The 11,989-nt window shown below is 38.4% G+C and carries 10 protein-coding genes; 2 read left to right on the forward strand and 8 right to left on the reverse strand.

Annotated elements, in window-relative coordinates:
• Window positions 1-60: 60 nt before the first annotated feature.
• From V7124_RS15765 to V7124_RS15775, 3 genes are all read right to left on the reverse strand, one after another.
• Window positions 61-1,026, reverse strand: a complete 966-nt coding sequence (locus tag V7124_RS15765; protein WP_335490726.1) for an N-acetylglucosamine kinase — start codon at window positions 1,024-1,026, stop codon at window positions 61-63.
• Between the two features lie 173 nt (window positions 1,027-1,199).
• Window positions 1,200-1,841, reverse strand: a complete 642-nt coding sequence (locus V7124_RS15770) for a class D sortase (RefSeq protein ID WP_335414627.1) — start codon at window positions 1,839-1,841, stop codon at window positions 1,200-1,202.
• Window positions 1,842-1,847: 6 nt separating this feature from the next.
• Entirely contained in the window at window positions 1,848-2,561 is a 714-nt protein-coding gene (locus V7124_RS15775) for a cell wall anchor protein (RefSeq protein WP_335490729.1), read from the reverse strand.
• Window positions 2,562-2,930: 369 nt separating this feature from the next.
• Here V7124_RS15775 and V7124_RS15780 point away from each other — a divergent pair, with 369 nt between their 5' ends.
• Both V7124_RS15780 and V7124_RS15785 read left to right on the forward strand, forming a co-directional pair.
• Window positions 2,931-4,589 carry a peptide ABC transporter substrate-binding protein gene (locus V7124_RS15780; RefSeq protein ID WP_335490733.1) on the forward strand — a complete coding sequence of 553 codons (1,659 nt, stop codon included), beginning with the start codon at window positions 2,931-2,933 and terminating at the stop codon, window positions 4,587-4,589.
• A gap of 561 nt (window positions 4,590-5,150) precedes the next feature.
• Window positions 5,151-6,812 (forward strand): peptide ABC transporter substrate-binding protein, encoded by a 1,662-nt coding sequence (locus V7124_RS15785; protein ID WP_335414621.1) that lies wholly within the window; start codon window positions 5,151-5,153, stop codon window positions 6,810-6,812.
• Window positions 6,813-7,076: 264 nt separating this feature from the next.
• On the opposite strand, the gene rarD is transcribed toward V7124_RS15785, so the two are convergent.
• The 5 genes from rarD to V7124_RS15810 form a co-directional block, all read right to left on the reverse strand.
• A complete protein-coding gene (gene rarD, locus V7124_RS15790; protein WP_335490736.1) occupies window positions 7,077-8,006 on the reverse strand; it encodes an EamA family transporter RarD in 930 nt (309 codons plus the stop codon).
• Between the two features lie 139 nt (window positions 8,007-8,145).
• Window positions 8,146-8,292: a topoisomerase DNA-binding C4 zinc finger domain-containing protein gene (locus tag V7124_RS15795; RefSeq protein WP_335490786.1), complete on the reverse strand. Its 147-nt coding sequence runs from the start codon at window positions 8,290-8,292 to the stop codon at window positions 8,146-8,148.
• A 60-nt stretch (window positions 8,293-8,352) separates the two neighbouring features.
• Complete coding sequence (locus V7124_RS15800; protein ID WP_335490739.1) at window positions 8,353-8,940, reverse strand: hypothetical protein; 588 nt, start codon at window positions 8,938-8,940, stop codon at window positions 8,353-8,355.
• Between the two features lie 165 nt (window positions 8,941-9,105).
• Window positions 9,106-11,193 (reverse strand): sensor histidine kinase, encoded by a 2,088-nt coding sequence (locus V7124_RS15805; protein ID WP_335490742.1) that lies wholly within the window; start codon window positions 11,191-11,193, stop codon window positions 9,106-9,108.
• Window positions 11,168-11,854 carry a response regulator transcription factor gene (locus V7124_RS15810; protein WP_335490745.1) on the reverse strand — a complete coding sequence of 229 codons (687 nt, stop codon included), beginning with the start codon at window positions 11,852-11,854 and terminating at the stop codon, window positions 11,168-11,170. The genes V7124_RS15805 and V7124_RS15810 overlap by 26 nt, the downstream gene beginning before the upstream one ends.
• Between the last annotated feature and the right edge of the window lie 135 nt (window positions 11,855-11,989).

Consider the following 11,989-nt stretch of genomic DNA (forward strand, 5'->3'; position numbering starts at 1 on the left):
TATAATATAAAAATGTGAAATAAAAATTCACAATATTATCAATATTTTCGTATTAATATTTCACCCCAGCGATAGAAAAGCCTCCTCGAACCCATCTTGAACGGCTGCGTTTTTAGATTGGATTGCTTTAATTACCGCACCGCCAACAGGCGGAAGCTTCGGTTTTAGTAGGGTTGTTTGGACTTTTTGATCCTTTAAAGCTAATTCAATCGCAGGAATGACTAGGTCTGAACGGTTAAATACTCCGCCAACCAATACAACCGGAACTGTTTCCTCCGCATTAAATAACTGCTGCGCTAAACTACTTATCGACTTCCCTATTTTTCTCCCTGCGTGATGAATGATTTCTTTCGCAACTTCATCATGATGGTCTGCTGCTTCTGCAACATACCTACTCAATGGTGAAATGACTTCGCGTGACTTCCCAACCTGATAAATGATATGGATTAACTCTGGTGGCAGACTTACATTGAAGTGCTTTAAGATACTTTCTGTTAGGATGGTTTTTTTACCTCGCCCATCATATTCCCTAAAAATGGCATGTAATGCTTCCTTGCCAAGGTCATAGCCGCTGCCCTCATCATCGATTAAATAGCCCCATCCACCTACACGGCCTCTATCACCATTCGAATTGATACCAAACGTAATAGACCCAGTGCCTGCAATTTGGACGATGCCCGGTGCTCCGAAGGTTCCAGAATACAAGGCATTAACTCCATCATTATCAACCACAATCTTTGTACCATTTGGCACCATTGTTGAAATCATCTTTTCCATCACAGCTTTTGCATCAGGACGATCTACGCCGCTCATTCCAGCAAACACAACAGATAAATCTAAGAATGCGCTTTCATTTTGTGCCTTTAAAGAAGAAAATAAGTTTATTAATTCCGATTCTACCTTGTTACGATCAACGCCATTTTGATTGGTCGCACCAACTGTTTGATGTGCAGCAATTTTTCCATACTCATCAGCAATGACACCAACTGTCTTCGTGCCCCCACCATCGATACCTAAAACATACATGTAAAAAATCCTCCAAAACATCTTGTAGTTTGACAGTTTCATCATACACTATAAAAATATATTTTAAAAATAAAATATTATTAATAAAATTTTATTTCAATTTCTTGATCCTTATACCTTCTTATCTATCAAAAAAACAGCCAAATGAATGAAAATTCATCTGGCTGCTTCTATTATTTACTAGCAATGATAGGACTAGATATCAACTTTGTATATACGACATACCGATCAGGTGCATCCCCAATAAAATTAAATGGATAGCAGGTTGTTAAGGTGAGCGTTTCGTAATCAGTTGGTACCATTACCGTCATATCGTCAGCTGATACAACTTTTAATTCTGTGGTTTCATACACAAAATCACCATAGGGAGTAGTGAAGGTCACTTGTTCACCTAGTTTTAGATGTTCCAGCTTCCTAAACACCGTATCCCGATGTCCACTTAAAATGACATTGCCGCCTTGACCAGGCAGGGAGCTGCCAGCAAAGTGACCTGCACCTTTTTTCAACTCATTGTCATGAGTGCCTTGGACGACAGGTACAGTTAAGTCAATCGTGGTAAACTGTAATTCACCAATGGACGAACCTGGGTCTGGCAGTTTTGGCCAGGCCTGCTCAAACGTATGATTAGGTAATTCTGGTTCATATTTATCGACCACTTCGTGCGCTAACAGGACCGTCTGCTTTGATAAATCCCACCCAAAATAGGCTACAATACCAACACCGGTTAAGATGAGCAAAATCGGAATACTAAGCAGTACCCATTTCAACTTCTGATACCACTTCTTTTTCCGCTTCTTCTTTCTTACTTTTTCCATAATGGATTAAGCTTCGATTTCGGATTTGCGAGCAAATCGCACTGCAGGTACAACTGCAACTCCGCCTAATAAAATTAATAATCCACCTAAAGCCATATATTCTACAGTGTTGCTATCTGTGTTTGGTAGTGGAGCATTTGGCATCGGAACGAATTTACCAGCTGATTCTAATTTTTGTTTCGCTTGAACCGCGTTATTTAATGCAACCATTTTTGCTTCAAGAGCAGCTGGGTTTAAATCAGCTTTCGTAGGATTAACGACTGCTAGTACGTTTCCTTTTAAATCCTTTAACTGAACTATAAGTGCAGCAGATCCAGCTTTATACGTTGTGATATCAATTGGGTTTCCTTTATCATCAACGATTGACGCTTGAAGATGTGCCAGTTTAACACTTTCAAGGAATAAGCGTGATACTTCCGCTTTTTGAGCTGTTGGAAGATCTTCAGGATTAGCTGCACCCTTTAGGATTTGGCTAACTTGATTCGTATTATCAAGAATGCCTTTGTATTCTGCGTCACTTAAATTAACAGATTGTAAATAAGCATATAAATAATCTACATCACCAATATTTAATGCCTTTAATGAATCTACTAATTTTTGTGCTGCAGGATTTGTTTCAGCTGCCAAAACATTGTTTCCTGGAACTGCTGCAAATGCAGATAGTCCTAGGCTTAGTGCTGCAATTACTGCACCCTTTTTCATTATTGACTTCAAATTCATTTTCTCACCCTCTAGTTTCTTTATAATATCTTCTAAAGATAACATATTCTGCTAGTTTTCTCAATACAATATAGTGAAAATTGTCACATTTTGTTAGAATTATAGGTTTATTCCACTATGGGGTTGGTTACAAAAGGTCTCTTTAATATTTCATTATATTATTCTGAAAAACTGTGTAATTCAGTAATTAACATTGTAAATCCACGTATCACAGGAGATTTCTAACATCCCCAAAAATATCATTCTAGTCAAAATTATTCAAAAATACTTTACAACTCAACAAATTAATGCCTATAATCACTTTTATAGTTTCAAATTTTCAGCATATATTTAATATTTGAAACAAAGTAAATATGAGGAGGAAAAAAAGTGAAAGCAAAGAATTGGTTATTACTTTTAGCATTTGGTTTGATGCTTAGTGTACTAGCTGCATGTTCCGGTGATACGTCGAAGGAATCTGGGGGTACAAAAACGGAGAAGAAGGAAGAGGAAAAGGTACTTAACTTTTTAAACCCTGAAGCCATTCCGTCAATGGATCCATCTTTAGCTACAGATGAATCTTCCTTTGTCAATTTAGCTGCAATAATGGAAGGACTATACCGTTTAGATGAAAAAACACAAGCATCTCCAGGGATTGCTGAAAGTCATGAAGTAAGCACGGACGGTCTGACTTGGACCTTTACATTACGCGAGGACGCAAAATGGTCAAATGGAGATCCAGTAACAGCTCATGACTTTGTCTATGCATGGCAGCGTGCCGTTGATCCGGCAACAGGATCAGAATATGGACCATACATGATGAGTGGTGTAATCAAAAATGCTGCAGCAATAAGCAAAGGTGAACTTGCCGTGGATCAGCTGGGAGTACAAGCTGATGGTGATTTTACACTTGTTGTTGAATTAGAAAACGCAACACCGTACTTTGAAACATTAACGACATTCGGCACATTCTTCCCGTTAAATAAAAAGTTTGTCGAAGAAAAAGGCGATAGTTTTGCGACGAGTTCAGAAAACTTATTATCGAATGGACCATACACGATTTCCAATTGGACAAGCACAAGTGATTCATGGGAACTCGTAAAGAATAAAGATTACTGGGATGCAAAAACAGTAAAATTGGACAAACTGACGTTCAAAGTCGTAAAAGATCCACAAACGGCTCTAGCTTTATATGAAGAAGGAACAGTAGATCGAATGGATCTAACATCCGATCTAGTAGACCAATATTCTACAAGTGATGATTATGTAGTGTCAGCAGAAACATTCTCTTACTTTTTAAAATTTAATCAAACAAAATCGGAAGCACTTGCAAATAAGAATATTCGTGCTGCCCTCAGCCGAGCATTTGATAAAGAGGCATTAGTCGGTGAGATTTTAAACAACGGATCCATCGCTTCCAATGGCTTGATTCCGAAAGATTTTACACCAATGCCTGAAACAGGTGAGGATTTCCGTAAAGTAAGTGGTGACCTTGTGAAGTATGACCTTAAAGCAGCGAAAGAGTTCTGGGAAAAGGGATTGGCAGAATTAGGAACTGATTCCGTTGAACTTGAGTTCCTAGCTGATGATGACAAGACAACGAAAAATCTAGTGGAATACGTTGCAAACCAGCTTTCAACGAACCTAGAAGGATTAAAGGTTACCATTAAACAAGTTCCAAAAGAACAGCGTTTAGATTTAGATTCAAATATGGATTATCAAATTCAGCTTTCCCGTTGGGGCCCTGACTTCCTAGATCCATTTACCTTCATGAACCTATGGACTACAGACAGCGGAAACAACTGGACTGGATATTCTAACGCAACCTATGACAAGTTAGTGCGTGACACAGCTTCAACTCTTGCTACCGATGCGAAAGCACGTTACAACAACTTCTTAGAGGCTGAAAAAGTGCTATTTGAAGATGCGGCGATTGCCCCTGTTTACCAGTCTTCCAGAGCACAATTAATATCTCCAAAAGTTCAAAACGTGTTCGTAAACCCATTTGGTGCAACATACGAATATAAATGGGCAGATGTAAACGAGTAAACATATGAAAAAAGCGAGGGGGAAATGCCATTTGGTTTTGGTATTTCCCCCTCTTTTTCCAGTTTGGCGAAACCTCGCTAATGATTTGTAGAAACTGTATGGTTTTTTGTAGAAGGTGTACGGTTTTTTGTAGAAACTGTACGCTTTTTTGTAGAAACTGTACAGTTCCCCCTTATCGGAAAATTGAAGTAACAACTAAAGAGGGGGAAATACCATTTGGTTTGGTATTTCCCCCTCTTCTATATTAATCATCCATTATTTTTATACTCCGACTCTCCATTTCTTCAACTATATCATTTGATTCTTCATTCAAAGTGTTATCCGGTACACCAAGTCCGTGGCTAGTCTATTATTGTGCAAAACTGTGCAGTGGCAGTGCATCACCCTGAAAAAGCACCTAGTTGTAATAGATATCTCATATTTTCAGAAAATACCATTCTATCAAAATTATTTAAGAATACTTTACAATTTAACTAGTTATTGATTATAATCATTTGTAGTTGAGAATTTTCAGTAAATATCCAATATTCGAAACAGGGTATAAAATGAGGGGGAAAATGAATGAAAGCAAAGAAATGGTTATTACTTTTAGCATTTGGTTTGATGCTTAGTGTACTAGCTGCATGTTCTGGTGATGAGACAAAAGAACCTGCTGGTGGTACTAAAACAGATGACACCGCAGAGGAAAAGGTACTTAAGTTTTTAAATCCGGAAGCAATTCCGTCAATGGATCCGTCTTTAGCGACAGATGAATCTTCTTTTATCTATCTTGCTGCAACGATGGAAGGTCTTTACCGATTAGATGAAAAAACACAGCCAACTCCTGGGATTGCCACCAAGCATGATGTAAGTGCCGATGGTCTGACATGGACGTTTACATTACGTGAAGACGCGAAATGGTCTAACGGTGACTCTGTAACAGCACATGACTTTGTGTATTCATGGCAGCGTGCCGTAGATCCTGATACAAAATCAGAATATGGCCCGTATATGATAAGCGGAGTAATCAAAAATGCTGGAGCCATAACCAAAGGTGAACTGGCCGTTGACCAGCTGGGCGTAAAAGCAGACGGCGATTATAAACTGGTAGTTGAATTAGAAAACCCAACTCCATACTTTGAAACACTAACAACATTTGGTACATTCTTCCCGCTAAACAAAAAATTCGTGGAAGAAAAAGGCGATAGTTTTGCAACAAGCTCTGAAAACCTTTTAGCAAACGGACCTTACGTGATTTCCAATTGGTCAAGCACAAGCGATTCATGGGAACTCGTCAAGAATAAAGATTATTGGGATGCAAAAACAGTAAAAATGGATAAACTGACCTTTAAAGTCGTAAAAGATCCACAAACAGCACTAAACTTATATGAAGAAGGAACTGTTGACCGAATGGATCTAACATCCGATTTAGTCGACCAATATTCTACCAATGATGATTACACGGTTTCTGCAGATACATTTGTCTACTTCCTAAAGTTTAATCAAACAAAATCAGATGCATTAGCAAACAAGAATATCCGCGCTGCACTAAGCAGAGCTTTTGACAAAGAAGCATTAGTCGGCGAAATTTTAAACAACGGATCGATCGCTGCGAATGGATTGGTACCGAAGGACTTTACGCCAATGCCTGGATCAGGTGATGATTTCCGTAAAGTAAGTGGCGACCTTGTAAAGTATGACCTTAAGGCGGCTAAAGAGTTCTGGGCAAAAGGGTTAGCAGAAATAGGCACCAATTCAGTTGAACTAGAGCTCTTAGCAGATGATGATCAGACAACGAAAAACTTAATTCAATACGTTGCGAACCAGCTTTCTACGAATCTAGAAGGTTTAAAGGTTACGATTAAACAAGTACCTAAAAAGCAGCGCCTTGATTTAGACACAGCTATGGATTACCAGATGCAGCTTTCCCGTTGGGGCCCTGACTTCCTAGATCCATTTACCTTTATGAACCTATGGACCACAGACAGTGGAAACAACTGGACTGGATATTCCAGCGCTACCTATGACAAGTTAGTGCGTGACACGGCTTCAACTCTTGCTACAGATCAAGAAGCACGTTACAAGAATTTCTTAGAGGCGGAAAAAGTGCTATTTGAAGATGCACCAATCGCTCCTGTTTACCAAGCTTCAAGAGCACAATTAGTTTCTCCAAGAATCCAAGGCGTGTTCGTGAACCCATTCGGTGCAACATACGAATATAAATGGGCAGATGTAAACGAGTAAAAATATGAAAAGAGGGGGAAAAGCCATATTGGTATGGTATTTCCCCTTCTTTTTTTCGTTTGTGGCGAGGTTAACTCCATGAATTGTAGAAGCTGTATGGTTTTGTGTAGAAGCTGTACGGTTTTGTGTAGAAACTGTACGCTTTTTTGTAGAAGCTGTACGGTTAATGATTATAAATAGTCATTGTTCCCAAGTTAAAAGGCAGCAATTACAACAAAAGAGAGGGAAGTGCCATACTAAACTGGCATTTCCCTCTCTCTTTTCCTAGACGCTTCTAGTATTCGTAACTGCTGTTGCCACTTTTCTTTTTCTTACCAAATGACGGATATTTGAGACAGTAAATATTACTAAAGCTAGCCAAATGCATGAAAAGGTGATGACATGATCCATGGTAAACGGCTCCTCGTAGAGAAGGACGCCGAGAAGTAAACTAATGGAAGGAGCAATGTATTGTAAAAAGCCAATGATGTAAAGTGGAATCTTTTGTGCCCCGATACCAAACCATAATAGCGGTACGGCTGTAACAACACCTGCGCCTAGTAGAAATAAATCAATTTTAAGAGACCCTCCAAGGAAACTCCCCTGACCATTTATACCTAAATAGGTTATAAACAATAAAGCGAAGGGTAAACTGAATAAAGTTTCCAGCAGCAGGCCTATAATGGAATCTACTTTTATTAGTTTTTTAGACAAGCCATAAAAACCGAAGGATAAGGCTAATACAAGTGCAATCCATGGAAGCTTTCCGAGCGAGATCGTCATATAAATAACACCAATCCCCGCCAGTACAAAAGAGGCAGCCTGCCACCGATTCATCCTTTCGCGTAATACAAAAACACCTAATAAGACAGTAACAAGCGGATTAATATAGTAGCCTAAACTTGCCTCCACAATGTGGCTCGTATTAACAGCATATATATAAGTGAGCCAATTAATACTAATCAAGAGCGAAGCTAGTATAAGGCCTAGCCACGTTTTTTTCTCGCTCATCTGGACTTGAAAGAAGTTCTTTAATTGTTTTCGCTTCATAAGAACCACGATGACTAAAACGAAAATAAACGACCAAATGATCCGATGGGCTAAAATTTCAAGCGCTGGAACTTGATTTAAAAATTTCCAGTAGATTGGTAGTATTCCCCATATAACATAAGCAACTGCTATAAAGGAAATACCAATTGTATTATCACGATCCATATTTTCACCAGTTTCTATTTTTATCTGAGCTGCTAAAACTCAGTCCACAAAAGGATATATAATTATAGCACAACTTCCTTTTTTGATGGGATTCTGGTTATCAAATTCCAACTCATTCATTGATAATGGCGAGCGGGACTTATTTTGTTTGTAACTCTCTCGTATTTCTGCACTTTGGAAAGCTGCTGCATCCGAGAAATTCTCCTCTTTTCCCTTTTCTCAAGACCATTGGACTGCCACATTTACCACATGACTCATTAGAGCTGCTAGATTCAGAGGCTACTATTTTTTTAGAGGAGTTACCGAATGCTTATTTTCCAATTGATTTTGGGCCACTATAACAAGCCTATAGTGACCAGAAGGCCTGTCTGTTTCCCGTAAAGGAAGTCCGAGCTCTTTCAGCCTTATTTCCAAAAGGGTAATCCTTTAGTTTTCCTTCATACTCGAATTGAAAAGTAGAAATCTTCTGCAGGTCATGAGGTGAAATTAGTGGTAGTGGCTTCTCAAAATGAAGGATATTACCTTCCTTTAGGACAGAGGCAACAAATTGAGAACAGAAGAAAGCTTTTTTTCTATTAATAGGTGTATTAAACATAAACCCGAATAATCCTAAAAAATTATAACGGTACTCTTTCTTTTGTGCCTCGATTTTTCGTAAATAGTGGTTCATCCTTTGCAATTGACCTTCTGTTACAGTAAAGGAATAGATGGCACAGTCTGCTTGTTTGAACAGGCCTGCCCTTACATTTTCCTGTACAAATCCGCCAATAAATGGGTTCCGCACTGTTTTTCTCCCAAAACTATAGACCTCTGATAAATCCTCATCAAAGGCAATGGATGCATGATTATATGGTTTTTTTGTATAGAGCTTAATCAATTTTGTTAAAAAGGAACCTGTATTGGTTAAAAGAATATATACCTTTCTTTCTGCCATCATTAGCCACCTCAATCGTTCTTTTCTACTTAGTACTATACAAACAAAAACCTAAGAAAAGTTTAATAGAATCCTTAAGAAATTCTTAAACTTTCAGAATAAGAAAGTGGCCGCGTAAAAAAAGAATAGGACATCTTTACGATATCCTATTCCTAATTATTCCCTTCACACATGGCTATTTTTATATTTAGGTAAATAGATCATCGATTTAAACAAATCTCCATCTACTTGTATCGTAAATTTCCCTTTTTGGATATCAATCAGGCTTTCCGCAATGGATAGACCTAACCCGCTTCCGGAACTAGTTCGAGATTCATCTCCTCTTTTAAACCGTTCCATTAATTCATCCGCAGATATATTTAACTCAAAGGCAGAAATGTTCTTAAAGGTGAGAAGCACTTCGTTGCCTAAATCTTCGATATCGATATACACCCGTGACCCTTTAAGTGCATATTTAAAGATATTCGATAAAACGTTCTCGATGGACCTCCACAGTAACTTTCCATCAGCTGCAACATATACCTTATCCTTGGGATGATTAAACTTAAAAGCTAAATCGAAATCCTCAATCTTATCACTGACTTCCCCAAGCCCTTGGGTGATTAACGAGACAATATCGATACGCTCCAACTGGACCGGAATCGTTCCGCTTGAAGCCTTAGCTGCTTCAAACAAATCATCAGTCAAGATTTTCAGCCTTTTAGATTTTTGATCCAGCACCTCGATATATTGTTCTGTTTTCGCCGGATCCTTTTCCTTTTTCAATAAATCTACATAGGTAATAATCGAAGTTAATGGCGTTCTGATGTCATGAGATACATTGGTGATGAGCTCCGTTTTTAACCGCTCACTTCTCAGTTCGCTATCAACCGCTTTGTTTAAACCATCAGTGATACTGTTGATATTGGCAGCAAGTCTTGCAAACTCTCCTTTTCCATCCACCTCGATGGTATGATGAATATCGCCAGCTTTTACTCTCTCTACCCCTTCTTTTATCGCAATAAATGACTTGATTTTCTTAAAGGCAAACCAAGCAGCGATTCCTAAGGTTACCGGAAACATGAAAAACGTTGCCGCAACCAAGAGGGGATATCCGATGACAAGCAATACTGTCTTCACCCCAACACTACCGCTATCATAAACATTTTTTACGATTTGAAACAAACGATTAAAGATGCGATAGATCAACGTATGTCGTAAGAACGTACCGTTCTTGACATGCTTCACTAGCGATAGAATCAACACGAACACTGCCGAAGAAATCGGAATCGTAATCGGGATGATCATTTTATCGATAGTAGAAGAAACTATACCTTCTAACAGCGCGACCCAAAGAATGACGAGACCAATCCCTAGGAAAATATTTATATCAACATATAGTTTATCGATTGCATGTAAGTGCAATTTTTCATCCCCGAATGACTTTCTTCCGGTCACGAGCAGCAAATAGAGAAATGAAAGAATAAATCCTGCGAAAAATGCTAGTAAACGATAAAAAATGGCTGTGGTAATAACTTTATTTTCTTTCCATTCTTCTATTTTTACATCTAAAAATTCCTTTGGAAATGCAATCGCAACAACATTACTTTGCGGATCCAATCCATTTATGTTTTCAGAAATCGGATAGAAGTGATTATTCTCTGTTACTTCTTTTGGAAAAAGTTCAGTTTTGTATTCCTCAAATAGCATATAGGAAGGATAGGTCCTAAATCGTTCCTTTTCTGCTTTGGTTGTGTTGGTATATTCATTTACACCATCACTCGCATAATACAAGGGACCTTCAACCGCTTCTAGCCTTTGTAATAGGAAATGAAATTCCCTTAACTCATTTTTTATCTGCCGATCTCTTCCTTGAGTGATCTTTTCTGCATAGTCTGTTTTAAACTTTTCGTAGTTTTCTGCTTCACTTAATTTTGGATTATAGCTTTTGGAATTAAATTGAAAATCCGAATATAATTCTTGTTCTTCACTTCTTAATTCTGCCTCATTCATCGTTCCGCCGGTTAAAATATGTTCTTCATTCTTAAATTCCCCTAGCAGTCTGGTTAGGCTGCTAACGACCGGTTCACTTTCCTGAACATATGCCTGGCTTAAAAAGTAATTTTCCTCAAAAATAATTCCAAGGTCGCCATTATTCACGTCCTCAACATCTACAAAGGCTTTAATGACGCCTGCAAAACAAGTAATCATCAGCATAAAAACAATTACTTTTGTCGTCAGTAAGTGACTATATTTTTTCAACTTTATATCCAACTCCCCACACCACCTTCAAATATTTAGGCTCTTTTGGATTGATCTCAATTTTCTCTCTGATTTTTCGAATATGGACCGTTACTGTATTCTCCGGACTATAAGCCGGTTCATTCCACACCTTCTCATATATCTCCTCAATGGAAAAAACCCTCCCAGCATTTGCAGTCAGAAGCTTCACGATCTTATATTGCACCGGTGTAAGATGGACGGCCTCCCCATCGACAGTGATCGCTTTCCTTTCATCATCAATTTCGAGACCCCCTGTTTTATACACATTGGTCTTGGTTTCCGCGCCGCCAAATGTGGTATACCTTCTCAACTGCGATTTAACTCGTGCAATGAGTTCTAATGGATTGAAAGGCTTGGTGATATAGTCATCCGCCCCAATATTCAATCCTAAAATCTTGTCGTAATCCTCAGATTTGGCTGAAAGCATAATCAAAGGGATTTTATTATCCTCTCTAATCTTCATGGTCGCTCTTATTCCATCCATCCGCGGCATCATAATATCCATAATAATGAGCTGAATTTCCTGCTCACCAACGATTTCGATGGCCTCTATTCCGTCATAAGCTTTGAATACTTGATAGCCTTCATTTTCCAGGTAAATTCCGATCGCATCCACAATTGCTTTATCATCATCACAAACCAATATGTTCATGAAAGTCACTCCTAACTATGTCGTTGATATCCTATCTCCCCTTTATTTTCGTTGATAGGATCATGATACCCATGAAATCTTAACAAACCCCTTATATAAATCTTAATATTTTCTTAGTTTTTAAGGCCGGGTAAC

Origin of the sequence: Neobacillus niacini (assembly GCF_036961885.1) — a bacterium.
GTDB lineage: Bacteria > Bacillota > Bacilli > Bacillales > Cytobacillaceae > Neobacillus > Neobacillus niacini_H.